Here is a 20,554-nt window from a genome sequence, read left to right on the forward strand (position 1 = left end):
CAATACGGACCTCGGTTTGGGTCCAAGTCTCAGCCTTTTAGACACCAAGTTCCCCGCCGCCGCTTGCCAGTAACTCTTGATCATTTATCGATTTAAAAACACACAGAACTTGCCGAGTAAGTCGAAACCGAGGGGACCAGGAAGGCACGAACACCTATCTGTCAGATTGCCAATTCCCCTCGATCGAATCGGGCTGATTTGACAGCCAGACACTGCCTGTTGATGCCTTCTTTGCGCCCTGCATTTTTGGGCCCGCCACACGACCTAGGTTATTGGCAACGACCATTGAGTGCCGTTTTGAACGACTAACCACCACTGGAATTGATGCAGAACGCAGGGCAGATTCAATGAGCATTGGAAAGAAGATTCTCGGAATAAGTTTAGCTGGGCCGATTGCCTGCGCGATCATCATCGTGCTGATCGTCGTTATCAACGGGTCTCATCTCGACAAGACCGTGTTGAGCGAGGCCGAGAACATGGCACGGACCCAGTGCAATGCGGCCGCCAGCAACGTTCGGATTTTGCTCGAATCGCAGAACGCACTCACCAGTCAGCAACTGCACGCCACGATTCAATTCAGCGAAGAGCTGATGCAGCAAAAAGGCAACCTGACGCTGCAGGACGACAGCCTCGAATGGAACTGTAAGAATCAATTCACGGGCGATACCCAGGCCACCGAACTTCCGATGATGACCATCGACGGTCAGTCGTTGGGCCAGGTTCGCAATCTCGATCAACATGTTCCCTTTGTCGATGAAGTCGCCAAATGGTCTGGCGGCACGTGTACCATCTTCCAGCGTTTGAACGAATCTGGCGACATGCTTCGCGTGGCGACCAACGTTGTTGCGAAGGATGGCAACCGGGCAATTGGCACGTTCATTCCAGCTACGAATCCCGATGGCGCAAGCAACCCGGTCGTCGCGAAATTGATCTCGGGCGAACCTTATTACGGACGTGCATTCGTGGTCGACAAGTGGTACTCGACTGCCTATCACCCGGTGAAAGATCACGCTGGCAAAGTGATTGGCGCGTTATACGTGGGCCTGCTGCAAGAGGAAGCCGCCGATCTGCCCGAAGGTTTACAGAAGCTGCACTTGGGCGATAGCGGCTATGTGTTCGTGGTGAAAGGGACCGGCAAAGATAAGGGAACTTACCTGGTCTCGAAGGGTGGTGCCCGGGATGGCGAAAATATTCTCGACACCGTCGATGCCGACGGCAAACCTTGCATTCGCGAAATGATCGATAAGTCGCTGGCCGCTGAGCCGGGAGAAGTTGTTCTGCACGAATACTTCTGGCAGAACCCAGGCGAAGAGCATGCTCGTGAAAAGCTGGCGGCGTTATTCTATTACGAGCCATGGGACTGGGTCGTCGGTATCAGCACCTATAAAGATGACTTCCGCGCGTCGGCTATGAGCGCCCGCAGTTCGTTGAACTGGATGCTGGTGTACGTTGTGGTGGGTGCCTTGGTGGTCGTCGGTGCGATTTCGATCTTTGTGGCCTATGCATCGAAGGTGCTGGTGAAGCCTTTGACCATTGTGACCGATTCGCTTCGCGATATCGCTCAGGGAGAAGGCGACCTGACGATGCGGCTCGACATTCAATCGAAGGACGAAATTGGCGAGCTGGCGACGTGGTTCAATGTCTTTATGGACAAGCTGCAGGGCATCATCAGCCGAGTCGCGAGTACCGCCTCGTCGCTATCGAAGACATCCGGCGAGATGCTAACAACCGCAGAGGAACTTTCGACTGGTGCCAACGAAGCGAAGGGACGCAGCACCAGCGTGGCCGCCGCTTCGGAAGAAATGGCAACCACGATGACCAACATGGCACAATCGATTCACGAATTGACCGACAACATCTCTTCGGTCGGCCATGCTGTCGAAGAGCTGACCAGTTCCATTGGCGATATCTCGAAGAATACCGAGACCGCCTCGGCGGTGGCCGTCAATGCGGCGACCCTGGCTGAAGAAAGTAATGTGAAGATCAACAAGCTAGGCGCCGCTGCCGCGGCAATCGGCCAGATCGTGGGTGTGATCGAAGATATCGCCGAGCAAACCAACCTGCTCGCCTTGAACGCCACCATTGAAGCCTCACGAGCTGGTGAAGCAGGAAAAGGCTTTGCCGTGGTGGCCACCGAGGTGAAAGAGCTGGCTCACCAGACGACCGAAGCGATCGATGACATTCGTAAGACCGTCAACGACATCCAGTCGTCGAGCACCGACGCCGTGAAATCGATTGGAGCAATCACCGATGTGATTGAACAGATTCGCGAAGCCAGCCTTTCGATCGCCACGGCGGTCGAAGAGCAAAGTCTCACGACCAAGCAGATTTCGTCGAACTTGAACCAGACAGCGACCTCGGCAACTTCGATTTCGTCTGGCGTGAACGACTCGGCCGTGGCCAGTCGTGAAATTACCGAAAACGTCAACGGCGTCGATGAAGCAACGCGTCGCACGGCAACCGGTGCGGCAACCACACGAAGCTATGGCGATAGTCTGGCCCAGTATGCCAACGAAATCGACGAACTTGTCGGCGGCTTCAAAGTTTAAGCCGACGTCGGAAGAACACGCGACAGAAACGCCGGCGCTGGCAGCCGGCGTTTTTCGCTTTGTTGAGCCGATTGATACCGAAGAGGTGCGTCCTACATGCCAAACAGCATCAGGTAACCAGCCGTGGTGCGGGCCTGATAGCGACTGGTCTGGTATTCGTAGCCAGCCGTCGCGTAACGAGTTTGCGGCACGGCATACGAAGAGTAATGAGGCGTCGAACTTCGACGGATGCGGAAACGCTGACCTGCTTGCAGTTCAAGGGAAGTTCCCAGCAGCAAGACGGCAGCACAAATAATCATCACTACGCGGCGGCGAATCATTACCTAACCCTTGGAAGAATTGGGGAGTGAAAAAGTCAGATTTCACTCTAATTCCCCTAGGCACTTGGCTCAATCGAAACCGCGTCGTTTGCCCGAATAAGTTGCCCAACCCGATCTTGGACCAGCCTATTCCCTACAAACGTTCCAGAGCTTCCCCCCAGACAGAAGTCAGATCCGGCTCACTTGCCGTTTAGAAGAACATCTGAATCTGTGATCGCAGCACCGTCTGGCCACTTTCGCCTGGTTCGTCCTGCAGGAAGCCTGTGTTCGGGGCCGAGAACGGAACTTCGTCGAAAGCGTGCAGCGCCTCCATCGTGAACTTCAGCCCGTGACGGTGGAAGTACCAGTTAAACCCGACCGACATGATGTTCAGCGTACTTTGATTCACCGGCATCAGGTTGTATCCGACATCGGTATAACCATCGAACCAGATATGTTCGTACCGGGCGAATGGCTCGAAGTGATTGGGGATCACCTGGTACGAGATCTGACAGAGGCCGCCATACTGATTGATCTCAGGCCCGTCGTTCTTCGAGTGACGACCGACCAGCGAACCGAACGCCGCAAAGCCATGGTTCTCGTACGTCAGCTCTCCGGCGTAGGAAATGAAACCGGACTGATTATTCGCCGGCACCGAGTCGCCATGTTCGCCTGCTTCCCAGAACATCGAAGTGCGAAGAAACAGCGCCGGCCCTTCGTCGGGCCATGAAGTGAAGTCACCATACTGTGCCCACTCGCCGAAAAACTTGATGTCGAAGCTGGCCGACAAAGCAATGTCGGTGTAGTCCTGATAAAAGTCTTTGTTCACAGCGGAGGAACCGGAATTGCGACCGTCGTTCAAAAAGGCCATCCAGCGGTAACCTTCGTTTTGCTTCGACAGCGACATCCCTTCCAGCACGCCGGAAGCAAACACGCTGTTGTAGTACGAACGCTCGACACCTAGCTGCCGGGTATAGCTGACTTCCATTTCTCGCAGGAAGCCTGGGTCGCGAAAACGTCCTGCTTGCAGCACCAGTCCGTTGTCGAACTCGTAGATGATCTTGCCTTCTTCCAGGAACTCGGTGCCACTGGCTCGGCTGGCTTGCAAGATGTACCAATACTTCAGTTGCGGCGTGATGAAGTTGCCCGAGAACAAGATCGGAGCTCGTTCGATCACAAAGCCGGACTCAAAGTCGTCGCCGGTAGTAACGTTTCGCCAGTCCGAGTATTGCCGGAACTGGAGCAGCCCGCGAATCTTGAGCGAGTAGTTCTTGTCGCACGTGCGAAGATAAAAACCATTGTCGTAACCGACACACTTCGAGAAAGGGCAGACCGGTGGCTCTGGCGAGACACAAGGATAGAACTCGATCGGTTCGACGGGGCCAGGGTCGGGATGCGACTCGGCGATCCTCGCTTCCAACTCGGTGATTCGCTGGTACAACGCATCGATCTCGGCACTCAGTTCCGCGTCAATCGCTCGGAGAGGTTGCGACGGCTGCGTGATGCCTTGCCCCAGCAGCGCGTCCGCCCCGGCGAGAAATAACATCCCCACCGCGGCTGAAACGATGCCGCATTGAAACCAGAGTCTCATCTTCTGCTACCCCTGAAGATCCACGTCGATGCCCTGGCGGTCGAATGTCCACCTCAAGACTTATGTGTGCCGATCGATCCTTCTCTGTCAGGTTCTGCTTTCGGCGTTGGCGCAAAGGGCGTTGCACCATGGGCATCGATCGAGCCGGCGGATGTGGGTAAGCGCATCGGCTAATCCAGACAACCGTCACGACCGTTCGCGTGCGTCCGAGCTTCTGCCAAAGAATGAGGGCAAGTCGTTTGCCAACCCTGAATCATCTGCTGCGGAAGTAGAGCCTCTGGCAGCAAATTCCAGTAGATCGCTACCTAATTGCGTTCGGCTGGATCGATCTTCGTTTTCCCTTGGGCGACCTGCTCGGCGAGAAACTGGGCTAGGGTATTGATCGTGAAATCGTCGATCCAGGGGTCGACGAACTGGCAACCAAGCCATTTCTCGAGTTCCCCGACCAGCACGAGAAATTGCATGGAGTCGAGCCCGACATCCATCAGCTTTTCATCGAAGCGAATCTTCTCCGGCTCGACCTGAAGGTGCTTGGCCAAATAATTCGCTACCCACTGACGAATCTCTTCGGCAGAACGAGGATTCGGTTTCGACGGCTCAGCAGCAGCGGACATGGGCTTCTGTTTTCAGAGAAAGGAACGCGAACAGGCCATAGCGATTTGTAGATTATAGCGCAGCTCTGTTTCAGGCAACAAGCATGCCTTGGCGAGCCCGCATCACGGCAGGGAAGTGGCATGATGTCTTCCACAGGCCTGCGCGTATTACTACATCGCCCCTGGTAAAACCTGGGGCGCGATATAGACTGATTCGCAACCTCGTGCCGGAAAACCATTGTATCGATTCGCTTGCGAGAAGCACTTTCGCCAGAAGACCGACGCCCGCTTCATGACGCAGAAAACCACTTCGGACCGCATTTCAGAGATCGCTACCAACGGCAACGGGCGCTATGCCTCGCGTCCCCTGCTGCTGATTCTGTTTCAACTGCTACTGATCGTTCTGGTCGTCCGCGAGTTTGAAATTGAAAAGGGACGAGGTCTGGCCGAACTGTTTTACCTGGTGCTGGGGGGCTTTGTTCTTTATGCGATTTTGCCTCTGAGCATGCGTCTCCCCGGCTTCTTGCTACTTTCACTGGTGGCATGTATCCAGGTGGTGGGCTGGGTCGGAACGGCCTGGATTTGGGGGCTGGGCGGGGTGTTGATTGGCATCTGTCACTTGCCGGTTCCGTTCTTCTTGCGTGCCCTGCTCTTGGTTGGCGGTGGCGCGACCTTGGCATGGTGTCGATCGACCGAAGACCAATTGTTCTGGGCGATCCTGGGCTCGATGTTCATGTTTCGGCTGCTCGTCTACGTGCGGCAACGAACGCGCACCTCGGCGCCGCTTTCGATGCACTTGTCGTACTTCTTCATGCTGCCCAATGCCAGCTTTCCATTTTATCCGATCGTCGACTATCAAACGTTTTGCGATAGCTGGTTCAATCGGCCAGGCATCGAAATCGCCCAACGCGGCATTAACTGGATTGCTCGCGGAATGATGCACTTGCTGCTGTATCGCGGCATCAAATATTTCCTGCTTCCTTCGCCCGAAGATGTCCGCACGGTCAGCGATGTGGGACTGTTTCTGGTTACCAACTACATGTTGTATTTGCGGATCTCTGGCTCGTTTCACATCATCACTGGCATCTTGCATCTGTTCGGATTCAACCTTCCCCGCACACACGAGAACTACTTTCTGGCGTCCAGTTTCATCGATATCTGGCGTCGCATTAACATTTATTGGAAGGTCTTCCTGGAGCGTCAGTTCTTTTATCCCGCCTTCTTTCACCTGCGCCGGTTTGGCGATCGCACGGCAATTGTCGGGGCGATCGCGTTTGTGTTCGTCGTAACGTGGGCACTGCATTCGTACCAGGTTTTCTGGCTGGTGGGCGAATTTCCGATCAGCGTCAACGAAGCAGGCTTATGGCTGATTGCCGGGATCGTTGTCGCCGTTAATGGTCTGCTCGATTACAACCGAGCGGCCCGACCAGCCGCGAAGCCGACGACCGCTCCCCTGCTCCGCTCGCTACGTCATTGCTTGCAAGTGATGGGCGTCTTCCTGACAGTCGCGACGTTTTGGGCCTGCTGGACCGTGCCTGGTTTCTTCCAGTGGATCGGTTTGTTGGCTTCGACGAATACCGACTTCTGGCAAGGTCTCGGCAGCGTGTGTCTGATCGTGGTGGCAACGATCGTCAGCGGAACCTTTCTGCACTGGCAGTTTGCCGGAAAGCCCGCAATACAGAACAAGTCTGCCCCATCTGACACCACGGCCTGGCGAGCGCCCGCTGTGGTATCCGCGGCGATGGCGGCACTGTTGCTGATCGGAATGCCTTGGTTCGCGGATCAGTTTGATCTGCGAACTCGCGAGAAAATCGTCAATATGCAGCGCGAAATGCTCACCGCAGCGGAAGTCTCGCGCGATGTTCAGGGTTATTACGAACAGTTGGCCAATGTCAACTTCCAGTCCGATCCACTAGTCCGCGGAGGCACTCCGCGTCCGGCTGGTGAAGCGGTGATCTTCGAGGAGATTACTCGCCCTCGCGACGACTTGCTGGAAATGGAAATGATTCCCGGTTGGCGAGGCACATTGGTCGACAAACCAATTGAGATCAACAGCCATGGCATGCGGAACCCGCCGGTTTCCCACCGAAAAGCTCCCAACACGTATCGCATTGCCGTGGTCGGTTCGAGCGTGACGATGGGCTACGGGGTCGAAGAACAAGAGACGTTCGTCCGCTTGCTTGAGCAGAAAATCAATGCGGCAATGCCGAAAGATAGCCCGCAGGTCGAACTGCTGAACTTTGGCATCGGCCGATACTATGCGCTGCACACCGCTGCCGCGTTGCGAGCCAAAGTTTTCGACTTCCAGCCCGATGCCATCTGGTACGTTGCCCACCAGGGCGAATTTCAGGGGCCACCCCGCCACATCGCTCAGTTTCAGCAGAAAGGACACTCGCTCCTTTACTCATGTCTCGACGAGATCCTCGACGAAGCTGGTATCACCAGCCAAACATCGCAGGGCGCGGTCGAAGTCTTGCTGCAAGCGCGTGCCGAAGCGATCACGGAATGCATCTATTCCGGCATCAACCAAGACTGCCGAGAGCGTGAGATCTTGCCCGTCTGGATCTATCTGCCGATCCCCGAAATCCTGGAAGAAACCGCATCCGATGATGCGATCGTCGGTGTCGCAGAGCGTTCGGGCATGGTCACCCTCGACTTGCGAAAGTGGGCCGAAGGAATTGACTCGAAGACGTTGAAGATCGGATCCGCCGATCATCATTTGAATGCCGCTGGGCATTCCGTTGCGGCTGAAGCGATCTGGCGAGCCATTCAATCGAAGCCGTCCGCGCTGCCGGTTTTTTCAAGCGAACGTCCCTAATCGCCCCCTCTTCAAGCGAAACGCGGTCTCCCTCATCTGAGACACGGCTGCGCAAATTTATATCACGTGTCGTATGACCGTGCATGCAGCTTGGGCAGCCGCGTCCGGTCGTATTATCACGTTCGGGCAAACCCATGGAGATTTACAAAGGCCAAGTTTAATCGACGAGGTCACTCGGAATCTTACCCTGGGCAAATGTATGATTTCGCGGGAAAGACCGTCAAAACGGTGCCCGAAGGCCTCTGGACACCGCCTGGTGGGGATGATGAGAAGCGGCTATCAATTCGCACCATCGCGGTTGCTATTCTGCGCCATTTTGTTCATTTGGCACTTCAATTGCGTCTCGACATCAACCCTCAGAAGATCCGTTGCGGCCCACGGCAGACGACCAATCCACTTACCGCCGCAAAGTTTGCCAGCTCGACGTCACGCTTTCATTCCACACCCCCCATTTACGAAGGATTTACGAATGAACAACCGAAAAGGTTTCACGCTTGTGGAACTTTTGGTGGTCATTGCCATCATCGGTGTCTTAATTGCTCTGTTGCTCCCCGCTGTGCAGCAAGCACGTGAAGCAGCTCGCCGTGCCCACTGCAACAACAACTTGAAGCAGATCGGCCTGGCGTGCCACATGTACCACGACACGCATCAGAAGCTTCCCCCCAGCTTCATCGACGCTCACGACAAGTCGGGCTTCGCCTGGTCGTTTTTTGTGCTGCCTTACCTGGAACAAGACAACTTGTACCAGCGTGTTAATTCGTCGAAAAACACGTTCCAGGACATCCTGGACAACGATCTGGAAGTCGCTCAGACGTCGCTCAACGCATTCCTCTGTCCATCCGATCCAGGTGGTAGCTTGAATGACAATCGTCCTTTCATGATCGACGGCACCGCTCAAGACATCGCCAAGTCGAACTACCCAGGCTGTGCCGGTACACTCGGCAGCAAAGGGATGCTCAGTGGCTCGATTGGCGTCAAGTTCAAAGAAGTGACCGACGGTCTGAGTAACACGATCATGGTCGGCGAACGTCGCAGCCCAGAAGCAGCCTACGCTTCGCTGTGGATGGGTGAACGCACCAAAAAAAGTGGTGACGGTATCGTCAACACCGACGCGATCCAGGCCTATGGCTCGTACCGCATTGGTGACGGCGAATCGGTGACCGCCGGCAAGAAGCCAGACAGTGCGTTCTCAAGCATGCACCCAGGTGGCGTTCAGTTCGTCTTCGGGGATGGCTCGGTCCATTTCCTCAGCGAAAACATCGACTGGCTTCCATTCGCTTCGACGCTGAAGGAACAATTCGGTACGTTCAACAAGCTGTGTGCCATGTCGGACGGCCAGGCCATCGAAGAATTCTAAACTGCCGCGGTCCCTGCGGACCTGCTAACGCCAGGGCAGCAAATCCTCTGCGTGATGTTTCCTTCGTTGCTTCTACGAGAACATCACGCAGTTGCCATTGGCGGTTTATCATCATCTATTGATTTCATTCACCGTTCCGAGGACACCATGCGCAAAGACTACCAGCTGGAGCCTCCGCTGAAGTTTGTCGCCTACGTCTACGTAGCAGCCCTTCTGCTGATTCTTGGCTGCTACAACGATGGACTAAGCGATTACGAGCGGGCCGAGCAGAAGAAAACCCAGGCCAAAGATCAGCTTGAAGCGATCGGGGCCAAGTTTGAATTGAAGAACTTCCCTCAAGGCGATGCCTGGGCAATTGATCTCAGCGGTCAAACGCTGAACGACGAGACCTTCGAGCAGCTTGCTTCGCTCGGCTACATCGTTGAACTCGACTTGAGCAACACCAACTGCAACGACGATCATCTGGGCGTCATCAACGACACTTCGATTCGTTATGTGCTGATGAAACTCGACGTCAGCAACACCGAGATTTCGGATCATGGAATGGAAAAGCTCAAAGAGATGTATCTGCTGAAAAGCATGAACGTGAATGGGACCGATGTCACCAACAGCGGCATCAAAACGCTGAAGGATGCGTTCCCATTGGTTCAGGTTCAGAAATAAGAGGCTGTCGGCGCCGGGGCAGATGGCGTCGCCGAATCCGACGGGTTCCGGTCTGACGAATTGACAGGCCAGAACCTCGTTCGGAACCTGATTGCTCTGAGCGACTCAGATCGAACCCGCCTGATGGACATCGACCGCGTCCTGGCTCACTTCTTCCTCCTGCGGCGTGGACATCTCGTTGCGAGGCAGCGCGAGTGTAAACGAAGCTCCTGAGCCGACACCTTCGCTCTGAACAGTCAATGAGCCACCCAGTTCTTTTGCCGTTAAGGCCCCGCTGTGCAGACCGAAGCCATGGCCATCTTTCTTGGTGGTAAAGCCATGCGTGAACATCTTCGGCATATGCTCCGGTGCGATGCCGACGCCATTGTCGATGACCTGCACCACCACGGTATCGGCATCGCGGGCACGCACGCGAAGGCGGATCCAGCGTTTGCCCTGGCATTTACAGACCGATTGCTTGGCGTTCTTAACCAGGTTCACCAGGATTTGCAGAACCTTGTTCTTATCGGTAATCACCTGCGGTAGCATTTCAATCTCACGAATGACCTCGATCTCGTGCTTTTTCATCGAGGCTTCGTTGATCTTGACTGCATCGTCGAGCAAACGTTCCAGGTCGACCGGTTCTTGCAGATTCGTAACCTTGGCGAAGGCCTGTTGTGTATTCACGATCTGCTTGACGTGATCGACATGTCCGTCGAGACAGGCCAGTTCTCCCAAGACTTCCTCGGTCTCTTTGCTCATCAAATCGGCCAGGCGATCGAGGAACTCTGGAAGCTTCTTACCACGGGGATCATTGGCGAAGAACGCTCCTAAGTCGTCTTGGTGTTCGCCCATCAACTGACAGGCTTGCTTCAGTGCCGCAGCCCGACGCGTTTTCAGCTTGCCAATGACAACTTGCGTCGAGACGTTAATGCTGTTCAGAACATTTCCCACGTTATGCAGCACGCTCGTCGCCATTTCAGCCATGCCCGCCTGGCGAGAAGCCGAGGCCAGCTCGCTGAACAGACGCTCACGTTCTTCCTGAGTCACTTTGTGGCACTGGAACTCGCGCTGCAACTTCTGCTGCGTCACCGTCAGCACAATCTTTTCCTGATTCAACTCGTGCGCTACGGTATCGAGTTCTTCCACCTGGTTACAAATATGGGTCGAAACTCGCTTGCCCATCTTCCAGAACACGATCGACAAGGTCAAGGCACACAAACAGATAACCGACCACACAATCACCACGGCACTCACGAAGTGGGTACCGAGTCGTTCCGACAGCAGCACGCTGGCGTGATCGATTTGTTCCTGCTCGACATTCAACGCGGCGATTGCGTCTTGCAACTCTTGCAGCAATGCTCGCTTCTCTCGCTGAAGATCGGTCAGTTGAGCCTGCAAAATGACAAGGCCATTCTCCTGGGCGTTTCGCAAATCGCTATCAGACGCACGCTCGAACAGCGCTTGTTCAATCTCGTAGACTAGTTTCCGCAGCTCTGGCTTCACCACGCTCGATTTGATCCGCAACAATCGTGGACGAATCTGATTCTGCACTCGGTCTTCCAGTTCCGATCGGTCGACTTCTGCCGCCAACTGCAGAATTGCCAGCTGCAACTGGGCCAGGTCTCCTTCCAAATGCGAAGCCCGCGACGCTCGAATGGCCGACTTGGCCAACTGCGACACATGCTCGAAGTTGCTTTCCGCTTGGGCGGCCCGGCGAAATTCAAGAATCGCGTCGAGTCGCTCGTGCCCCTTTTCATGTTCGATCTCGGAACGCAGCTCGCTGGTCAGATATTGAAGCCGGTTCAACTTCTCTTCCGCGGCAAAGCGAGTCAGACGCTGCCGGAGTTGCCACTGCGATGTCCGGTCATGCCACGCACGCAAGCGGTTTGTCGAGATTTCGAGGTCTGTTTCATGATCGGAAAGTGCTGACGAATGAGCTAACTCGTTGGCACTCCGCGAAGCCGCCTCAAGTTCTTTCAACCACCGAGGACGAGCCTCGGTGCGTGGCAATTCGCCGACATCCGCCAGCTTGGTGGTTGCATCACGGTTAATCCCCACGAGCGCACGCTGAATGGCAATACGGCAATTGAGTAAACGCGTTTCCAGGTGGGCCGAACTGGCGTGGATCGAATAGGTGTAGGCCACCAGTACCGTGATGATCCCCAGCATGCCGAAACCGGCGATCAATGCCAGTTGGCTCAATCTCCGGACGCGCAATTGAGCGATTTCCGCCGAGTTCACTTTCGATCCGGGACGTGACGATTTATTACTGATCATCCCAATCGCTCCAGTCCATGGGAAGGATTTTCTGGCCTTGAATGACAGTCGGCCAAACCATATTGCTGGCCTGATGATCCTTGCGGCTTAAGTGGAGTGGGACTCCCAGCCCAAGTTCAAAGTCACCCATCTGGTCGAAGGCCTCCACAATTTTTTCTCGGGTCAACTTACCTTCGATCGACTGCATCGACCGCAGCAATAAGCGTCCGGCGATGTACCCTTCGAGGGAACCAAACGAGAGCGGCTCGTCTGGCTGAAACTTCTGCATCGCCCGGCGATACTCGAGCGCGATAGGTGTATCACCCTCATAATGCGGAACCACTTGCGTCACCACGACACCCTCGCTCAATTTGCCGAGCGAGTTAAGCAATGGATCGACACCGACGAACGACACGTTCAAGAACCTGGGCTCGAAACTATTCGCCTTCGATAGTCGAATGAACTCGGCACAAGGCGCGTACGCGCCGATCATGATCACGGCCTTTGGCGTGGGGGAATGAACCAGCAGATCGGCCAGCGCCGATTCGACCGCTTGTGAATTACGTGCATACCGACCATGGGCAATTTCGGCCTGAGTGATCTCAGGACGAATGCTTTGGATCGCGGCCAGACCACCGTAGTAGCCATCGTCGCCATAGCTATCGTCCTGGGTAAAGAAGGCAATCTCGCTCGGTTTGATTCCAGCTTGCACAAGCCCTTTCACCATTGCCGCGGTCTCTTCTGCATAGCTGGCGCGGTAGTTCACCACGTAGCGATCGGGTGGCGATTTTCGCAGCAAGCTCGCACCGGTGAACGGTGCCACAAACGGAATACGATGTTCATTCGCCAAAGGCACCGCCACGACCGCCGTTGGCGTACCAACGTTCCCAATGATCGCCATCACATTCTCGTTACCGATCAATTGCAACATGTTGTTGCGACAGTTGCGTGGCTCATAGGCATCGTCCAGAGCGATCAGCTGGACCATTCGACCATTCACGCCTTCCTGGCTGTTGATCTCTTGAAAGGCAGCATTCACTCCGGCGCGCATATCGAGCCCCAGTCGGGCGGTCGGTCCCGACAAGGCGGTCGACATACCGATCACGATGTCTTCCTCGGCTTGGACCAAACCAATCGGCATCGCCTGCCACACAAAGGCGGTGGCGATCGCAATCGAAAATAGGTTTTGAAAGACTCGGCCGTTCATTCTTACAAGTATCCAAGGCTCATGGCTGCGGCTTACGCAGGCACAGGGGTTTCTTCTTTCGACATCGACGTGGTGGTCTGACGCAATTCACGAATCTGGACCGTCTTCTTGACGGGGCGCGATCGCATAAACTCTTGCAGCCGCTCCAGAATCACGGGACTTACGTAGCGTCCGCGAGCCAGTAGCACCTCGCCATCTTCAGTACAGAGATTCGATTCCAGCAGCATGCCATCCTCGAGCTGACCAATTTGAATCTCGCGAATGACGTAGTCGACACCGATCATGTCGCGCAGCAGTTCGATGATATCGGGATCGTATTGCCCCTTCTTGCCGGACAACATCGCCACGGCACGGCTCTCTTCCATGCCTGCTTCGGTCAAGGCATCAAAGTCGAGCAGTAGCTTTAAGATCCTCGCTCCAACAGGTATCGCTTCCCCAGACACGTTGTCCTTAGGAGAGCCGGTACCATCGAAAGCTTTGGCCTGGTAAGCGACAATTTTGGCGACGCTCTTCAGCCGTGGAATCTTGTTGATCAACCGGCTCGCCACGGCCGCCTGACTATCGAGCTGATCACGCTCGGCATTGGTTAACGACTCACCACTCGCCGCACGCACCAGAAGGGACTCTGGCACCGACATGCTTCCGATCGGAAACAACATCGCTGCCAACTCCACTTCCCAGGCCTCGACTTCTGGCATCAACGGGGCGAAGCGTTTCGCCAACGAGCGAATGCGGCCAGTGCGACCAAACGCGACCGGGTTGTTCAGCGAAAGCAGCTCGGTCAGCACGCCCACGCTGCCACCAAGCGTCTTCGTCAGCACGCTTCGTTCCGACGTAATCAGGCGAAACTGTTCGATTCCGGCGTCAATCAGTGGCGTCAGGTTTTCGATCGGACAAGGCTTAGTCGCGAACCGAAACACCTCGCCGCTGTTCACTGCTTCGATCGCCGTGGCCTGACCGGCGTCGCCTGTCAACATGATCCGGATCGTGTCCCGATTCTGTTGCTTCGCCAGCGATAAGAACTCGGCTCCATCCATTTCAGGCATCTGCATGTCCGAAACAACCACGGCAAACGGCCCCTGATCGGCCATCATCGCCAAAGCGTCTTCGCCACTGACCGCCGTGAAGACGTCGTACTTCTTTCGTAGTTGCCGGTTCAAACCGCGTAGTAAGTTTGGGTCGTCGTCGACAAACAGAACACGCTTATTCATGTCGTCCCCCTTTGCTGACCATTACCCGAACGCGGTCTCGCCATCGATCGACATGATCAGCCAGGCCTAAACCATCCAGCCATTCGAGATCAAGTTGCGTATCGACTTCTATCGGGTTCTGTAGCGTGGTTTCATTCACCAACACGTTGGCCACATGGACGGCAACCAACGGATTGAACTCTTCCGTCTCCATTTCACGCGGCTTGGCATGAAAGGCCACGGCCTCGACAATCGGTTGCGGCAGTCCCCACAAAGCCAACAAGTGCGCCCCGACCAGAAGATGCGTGGTGCCAAAATATTGGTCTTCAGACTCGTACAGATCGTGCTGGAGTTCAACGACATCGCGATGCATCTGTTCGTAAATCTCTGGCATTCGTGAAGCGAGCAGTAGTTGCCCGACATCGTGCACGAATCCAGCCATCTGCGAATCGTCGACCATCTGCTTGGGAGCCTCCAGATCTTCGGCGATCATCTCGGCGACCTGGCCAACTGCCATGGCATGATCCGAGAAAGCCCCCATCGAAAACAGACTCTCGTTTTTCACGTCGAACTGCGAGAAGATCCCCACGGTCAGCACCACTGGCCGCAAGACATTCAATCCCAATAACGCCGCGGCCTGGGCTGGGCTTTCCACTCGGCGTTTTAAACTGAAGAAGGATGAGTTGACCAGTTGCAACAGCTTGGTACTCATTGCCACATCTTGCGAGATCAAATCGGCGATCGTCCGCAAACAGGCATCGGTCGACTGAAGTTCGTCGACCACCTTCGCGTAAATCTGCGGTGCACTTGGCAAGCTTCGCGTCTGCGAGATCAATGCCTTCAATTTCTCGTTAGAAAGCCGATCGCGCAGTGCACACGAACGCGACACGGCCTGAAACAATTCGACCGGGTCGCAAGGCTTGGTGAAGTATTGATGCGTTCGCGAAACGGAAAGCTGCAAGCTCTCTTCGTCCGACTGGCCCGAGAGCATCACTCGCACAATATCGGGATATTTGTCGCCCACATATTTCAGAAGCTGTGCCCCAGTGATGCGTGGCATTTGCATGTCGGTGACGATGACATCGAGCTTTCGTTTTCGCAGAATCGAGACCGCTTCTTCGGCGCCGTTGGCAAACAGCAGTGCCCACTGACCACGAAACTGGCGCAGTGTCCGGCGTAAGCCAGACAGCACATTCGGCTCGTCATCGACGAAAAGAATCGTTCTCATCACCTTCCCTCCTAGACACTCATTCCACGAGGCCGGCGGTCGATGGACTCCACAGGCAGACGAATTCGGAAGGTGGTCCCTCGGCCTTGAGCAGTGAACACTTCAATCGTTCCACCATGCTTGTCGACGACCACGCTCCGGGCAATCGCCAGGCCTTGCCCGGTCCCCTTGCCGACCCCCTTGGTCGTGAAAAACGGATCAAATATGCGACCTTGAATTTCTGCCGGGATGCCGGTCCCGGTATCGCTGAAGTCGATCTGTGCCCAGCCATCGCTATACGACGTTTGAATGGTGATCGTCCCCTTATTCTTCGATTGCTTGCCGTTGGCATCGGCAATCGCATGGGCTGCGTTGACGATCAAATTCAGAAAGACCTGGTTAAGCTTTCCGACCAGGCAAGGAATCCGCGGCATCTCTGCGGTGAAATCGGTCTGCACGTCCGCGACATATTTCCATTCGTTACGCGACACGGTGATCGAAGTCGTCAATGCCGCGTGGATATCAACTAACGTCTTCTCTTCATCGCCAGGGTGCGAAAACTCTTTCATTGCCTGAACGATTGATGCCACACGGGCAATCCCATCTAGCGTTTGCGAGAACGTGTCAGGGGCTTCGCTCAATATGAAATCGATGTCGGCGTCTTCCAGGACCTTGCGAATATCTTTCACCAGGTCTGGCAGGTAATTCGTCGTTTCGCAAGCCGAGTGCAACGACTGTAGTTTGTCGAGTGCCAACGTCAGGTCTTCAAACGAATCGCGCAGGAAACGAACATTGTCTCCGACGTACTGCGTGGGCGTGTTGATCTCGTGAGCGATTCCGGCGGCAAGCTGGCCGACCGATTCCAGCTTTTGCGCCTGGGCCAGGTTACATTGCAATTGCCGATGCTCGGTCAAGTCACGCACGATGGCAATAAAGAACTGCCGTTCGCTGCTACGAAAATGCCCGACGGTCCATTGGGCGGGAAAGACCGATCGATTCACCCGTGTGGAATCGAGTTCGATCGATGCCGTCTTGCGGGATTCGGTCAGCTTGAAGGCGTCGCGGACGCTTGCGGCAGCGCAGGGATTCTGGTCGTGCAGCAAGGTCTGCACCTTGGTCCCCAGAACGTCCTTCGCTTCGAAACCAAACAACTCGCAAGCGGCGTTATTGACCGACTCGATGTTACCTTCGGCGTCAAATGTAATAATTCCGTCCGGGGCGGTATCCAGAATGTTTCGTAGTCGCTGTTCCCGTTCTTTGAGGGCAATCGTGCCTTCATCAAGACGATCTTCCAGTTCGCCCAGGTGAGCCCGCAGCTTCTCCGATAGCCGACGCTTCTCGACCAGAGCCGAGGCCATTTGGCACACTTCAGCATTATCGAATGGCTTCTTCAGCACCAACCAGCGATCGTTCGCCCCCAACCGCTCGACGACGTCCGACCACGAATAGTCGGCATAGGCGGTGCAGATCACGACATGCAATTGCGGGTCGACCTGCCAGAGATGCTCGATGGTTTCCAGGCCGTCCCAACCAGGCGGCATCCGCATGTCAACAAACGCCAATGAGAAAGGCGAGCCGTCACTGAGTGCCTGCTTTAGTTTCTCGAGACCTTCTTCCCCTTGCTGCGCGGCGTCGAGTAGAAATCGAGGCTTGATCTCCGGCGACGACACCGGCACTCCGAAAAGCTCGGCGCTGAGATCCGACAAGGCTTCGTCCGCTTCGCTACTCTCGAGCACTTTTCGAAAATCGGCATGGATCGCCGGGTTGTCGTCGATCACGAGAATGCGCGACAGCGTTTTCTCTTGCAAAACATCACTTATCACTGGACCAGCCCCTCCAGCTATTGGTTATCTGCCCTAAGGTGACGACGTACCTCGTCATCAGTAAACGTAGTTCTGATTGCCAGACTTTCCGGCCAGACACTGTGCGGGATACCGAAGTCAAGGGATTCGGCACGATCCCCTCTCAGGGCAATTCGACGTGCCTCGCATCGGTCGCAAGTCCCACAAAGTCAACAAGAACGGACGCACCAAGCACTTGCAACTGAACGCCTACTTTCAGCACAGATGATCTAGCCAATTCACATCCCGAACCCGGCCATCCACAGCATTCCAGCGACACCCTAAAGAAAGTGCGCCCACCGAGAACCAGCCCACCGTAAGACAAGAAACAAAAAAGGCCGCATCGCTGCGGTTTCAGCCCCCCAGGAGACGATGGAACGAAGGCGCAAATCACTCTACATGAACACGTCTGGTACGGCACTTACCACTCCGGTCGGCACGGACCTAGGCCCGGTTCCGCCGGCGGATACACTGATAGGTGCCCCCGGTGCGGCTATGCATGTCACCGACAAACGATAACCCGGCCTGGATATAAGACTACGACCGGAAATTGCTGATCGGTGCCGGTAGCCTGGCATGGTGTTTTGGGTGCGCCCCATCGACCATCAGGCGATGGGAGAACAACGGCACAATCCCCAAGCCGCTAAAGATGAATTGCTGAACGCATTGGGATGCCGAGGATATCCGCGAATGAATACGGCCATCGTATCCTCGATGTGAATAACAATAATAACTCGGAGTTTGCAGAACCATAACGATGTCAAGCGAGAACATCATTCATCACATGGCGCGTGACATATCTCAGGGGATAACTGTGTTTGTCCCGAACTGGCCATACCCTAACGAGCCAGCCGACGAATACTTCGATACGATTCGCGCTGCGTTTGGGGAATCGCCCACTGAGGCATCTGTTATTGCTGCCTACATATCTGGTAATGCAGCGGCGGCAATGCAACGTAGTCTGAATGAGGACTTGGAGACCGACCTTGTCTCCCCGGAAATTGCAAAGCAGTTGACGGAGAGGGTAATCATTAACAATTTTGGTCGGGACGCTTTGGCCTGAATGCGACCAAATTGGTTCGGGTAGCCGGCTGATCCTTGGCGAACGATTCGCGCTGGTGCTGTGGTTATCGCGTGCCTACCACGCCCCGCACGGATCGGCCCGACGAAAGGCAAGGGAATCGTGGCGGGTAGCTACGGCGACGAATCGCGGAAGTTCGCCCATATGCTGGACGTAGCGAAACGCGAACTCAACCTGCCCGCGAACAAGCCGCCAATCCCAAGCACTTGTATGTCCGCGCCCAAAGGGCGGCGGTTCAAGCAGCCTGAACTGTAGCGTCTGCGGTCGCTCTGGGACGCTCTAAAATCTGGCCAGTGGCCTGAAAGTCACCCTGTTGCGATGGACGGCATTCTTCCTGCCTTATCCACTTCGTCGCAATCACATAAAAAACAATGGCTTACGGCAAATCAGCGCATAAAAAAGCCGCATCGCTGCGGCTTTAGGCACCCCCTAGGGGAGTCGAACCCCTGTTTTCGGGCTGAGAACCCGACGTCCTGGGCCACTAGACGAAGGGGGCGTGGTGGTGCTGTTTGGTATCGGTTGGCTGGCTGCAAATACAACAGCCAAGGGAACCAAAAGAGACTTAACCAAGTTATAACGGTTTTTCGCCTGTGTCTAGGGGCCGTCTGGCCCTTCGAGTTTGCCTGGTTTGAATCTTCATCCAAGTCGTCAGACACACATGGCGGCCAGCAGGTTCAGGCACGGCGTTCTTTTCATTCGCTCTCACCAGGCGAGGTCTTAATCTTTCCGATCTCAGCCGCGATGTAGCTTTCGGCGACGGCCGTATCGAGAAGCAATTGGCCTACGTGATAGGTCACCATCGGTAAGATCGCCAGAGGATTGGCGGTGTAGAACTCGGTAGCGATTGCCAGGCCAATCATCAACGTTTTCTGGCTACCGGCAAAGGCGATGGCGATCTCTTCCTGGCGTGGCAACCGGAGCTGACGAGAGATACCAATTCCCAACAGCAGCGTTCCGAAATGAAGCCCCAAGACCAGGGCGATCATCACGGCGAACGAGAGGATCGTCGGCATCTGATCGGTCGGTAAATTACGGAGCTTCAGCCCACAACTGATGCATCCCAGCAGCACCATACACAGCACGCCAAGCTGAGCGAAAATCCCGAGCGTAAACTTGTTTCGTGTCGCCCAATGGCCTGCGTGCGGGACCAGTCGAGCCAACTGCCCGGCCAGCATCGGCAGCATCACCAAGAGCAGCAGCGACGTCATCATCGAAACGAGTGAGAGCCCGCCCGACGCGTCATTAGGCCAAACTGTAATCGTGATCTGACTGCCTGTGGTCCACAGCAGCCAGAACGGAGTGATCAGAAAGCAAAGCGAGTTGGTCACGATGGTCACGATCAAAGCGACCGAGTCGTTCCCCCCTGCCCTCCGTGTCCAGACCGCCGCCGAAGCCAGCGTGCAAGGGATCGCGGCCATCAAGTTGATGCCGATGGCGAAGTCGCCGAAGGTCAGCAGCGAAACGATCCAGGCGAGAACCGGCAACAGACCGGCATTGATAAACGTGGCTAGCATCGCCGCCTTGGGACGCTGAACCGCCTTATGCAGGTCTCCAAACGCCAGCGGGAAGGCCATCAGGAACAAAACCGTCACCACGATCGTGTTGCGAAGGAGCTTCAGCTCGGGCAAGACACGAAGGCTTGGGGAAAACGTAAACCCTGATACCACAACCAGTAGCAGCGCAGCGAGAAACCAATATCGGCGAAAAATTGATCGCACTGGGGACTCGCTTCCTGATTTCCTGAGAGAGGGTTGCCGGGCCGACTGTTTTGCCTAACCGATCTATCTGCCGATCGGGGTTGCGGTTAGAATCGAAGATCGGTTTGCACTTAACCTCGGTACCTGGGGTAGTCTATCCGATTTCAGCCCTTCCAACGAAGGCTCTGAAGGAGACCAGCTCAGGACCAAAGTCTTTATTTTG

General features: G+C 55.4%; 13 protein-coding genes and 1 tRNA gene. 4 read left to right on the forward strand and 10 right to left on the reverse strand.

The window, feature by feature from the left end; genetic code table 11:
- Nucleotides 1-347: 347 nt before the first annotated feature.
- Nucleotides 348-2,549, forward strand: a complete 2,202-nt coding sequence (locus ABD890_RS07230) for a methyl-accepting chemotaxis protein (RefSeq protein ID WP_345087339.1) — start codon at nucleotides 348-350, stop codon at nucleotides 2,547-2,549.
- 92 nt (nucleotides 2,550-2,641) lie between these two features.
- Here ABD890_RS07230 and ABD890_RS07235 read toward each other — a convergent pair whose 3' ends face one another.
- The 3 genes from ABD890_RS07235 to ABD890_RS07245 form a co-directional block, all read right to left on the reverse strand.
- Entirely contained in the window at nucleotides 2,642-2,869 is a 228-nt protein-coding gene (locus ABD890_RS07235) for a hypothetical protein (RefSeq protein ID WP_345087341.1), read from the reverse strand.
- 190 nt (nucleotides 2,870-3,059) lie between these two features.
- Complete coding sequence (locus ABD890_RS07240; RefSeq protein ID WP_345087343.1) at nucleotides 3,060-4,439, reverse strand: hypothetical protein; 1,380 nt, start codon at nucleotides 4,437-4,439, stop codon at nucleotides 3,060-3,062.
- Between the two features lie 305 nt (nucleotides 4,440-4,744).
- Entirely contained in the window at nucleotides 4,745-5,053 is a 309-nt protein-coding gene (locus ABD890_RS07245; RefSeq protein WP_345087345.1) for an acyl carrier protein, read from the reverse strand.
- A gap of 217 nt (nucleotides 5,054-5,270) precedes the next feature.
- Between ABD890_RS07245 and ABD890_RS07250 the strand changes: the two genes are divergently transcribed.
- From ABD890_RS07250 to ABD890_RS07260, 3 genes are all read left to right on the forward strand, one after another.
- On the forward strand, nucleotides 5,271-7,850 hold the full coding sequence (locus ABD890_RS07250; RefSeq protein ID WP_345087347.1) for an SGNH/GDSL hydrolase family protein: 2,580 nt from the start codon (nucleotides 5,271-5,273) through the stop codon (nucleotides 7,848-7,850).
- A 469-nt stretch (nucleotides 7,851-8,319) separates the two neighbouring features.
- Entirely contained in the window at nucleotides 8,320-9,207 is an 888-nt protein-coding gene (locus ABD890_RS07255; RefSeq protein WP_345087349.1) for a DUF1559 family PulG-like putative transporter, read from the forward strand.
- Nucleotides 9,208-9,354: 147 nt separating this feature from the next.
- Nucleotides 9,355-9,870, forward strand: a complete 516-nt coding sequence (locus tag ABD890_RS07260; protein WP_345087351.1) for a hypothetical protein — start codon at nucleotides 9,355-9,357, stop codon at nucleotides 9,868-9,870.
- A gap of 105 nt (nucleotides 9,871-9,975) precedes the next feature.
- Here the strand turns inward: ABD890_RS07260 and ABD890_RS07265 are convergent, their stop codons facing one another.
- From ABD890_RS07265 to ABD890_RS07295, 7 genes are all read right to left on the reverse strand, one after another.
- Nucleotides 9,976-12,129, reverse strand: coding sequence for an ATP-binding protein (locus ABD890_RS07265; protein ID WP_345087353.1), 2,154 nt, complete (start codon nucleotides 12,127-12,129; stop codon nucleotides 9,976-9,978).
- On the reverse strand, nucleotides 12,119-13,315 hold the full coding sequence (locus ABD890_RS07270) for an ABC transporter substrate-binding protein (RefSeq protein ID WP_345087355.1): 1,197 nt from the start codon (nucleotides 13,313-13,315) through the stop codon (nucleotides 12,119-12,121). Before ABD890_RS07270 ends, ABD890_RS07265 begins: the two co-directional genes overlap by 11 nt.
- Before the next feature lie 32 nt (nucleotides 13,316-13,347).
- Nucleotides 13,348-14,526 (reverse strand): HD domain-containing phosphohydrolase, encoded by a 1,179-nt coding sequence (locus ABD890_RS07275; RefSeq protein ID WP_345087357.1) that lies wholly within the window; start codon nucleotides 14,524-14,526, stop codon nucleotides 13,348-13,350.
- Nucleotides 14,519-15,733: an HDOD domain-containing protein gene (locus ABD890_RS07280; protein WP_345087359.1), complete on the reverse strand. Its 1,215-nt coding sequence runs from the start codon at nucleotides 15,731-15,733 to the stop codon at nucleotides 14,519-14,521. Before ABD890_RS07280 ends, ABD890_RS07275 begins: the two co-directional genes overlap by 8 nt.
- Before the next feature lie 11 nt (nucleotides 15,734-15,744).
- Nucleotides 15,745-17,535, reverse strand: a complete 1,791-nt coding sequence (locus ABD890_RS07285) for a hybrid sensor histidine kinase/response regulator (RefSeq protein WP_345087361.1) — start codon at nucleotides 17,533-17,535, stop codon at nucleotides 15,745-15,747.
- A gap of 1,522 nt (nucleotides 17,536-19,057) precedes the next feature.
- Nucleotides 19,058-19,130: transfer RNA gene (locus ABD890_RS07290), tRNA-Glu, on the reverse strand.
- A 196-nt stretch (nucleotides 19,131-19,326) separates the two neighbouring features.
- Nucleotides 19,327-20,352: a bile acid:sodium symporter family protein gene (locus ABD890_RS07295; protein ID WP_345087364.1), complete on the reverse strand. Its 1,026-nt coding sequence runs from the start codon at nucleotides 20,350-20,352 to the stop codon at nucleotides 19,327-19,329.
- Nucleotides 20,353-20,554: the final 202 nt, after the last annotated feature.

The organism is Bremerella cremea (assembly GCF_039541315.1).
GTDB lineage: Bacteria > Planctomycetota > Planctomycetia > Pirellulales > Pirellulaceae > Bremerella > Bremerella cremea.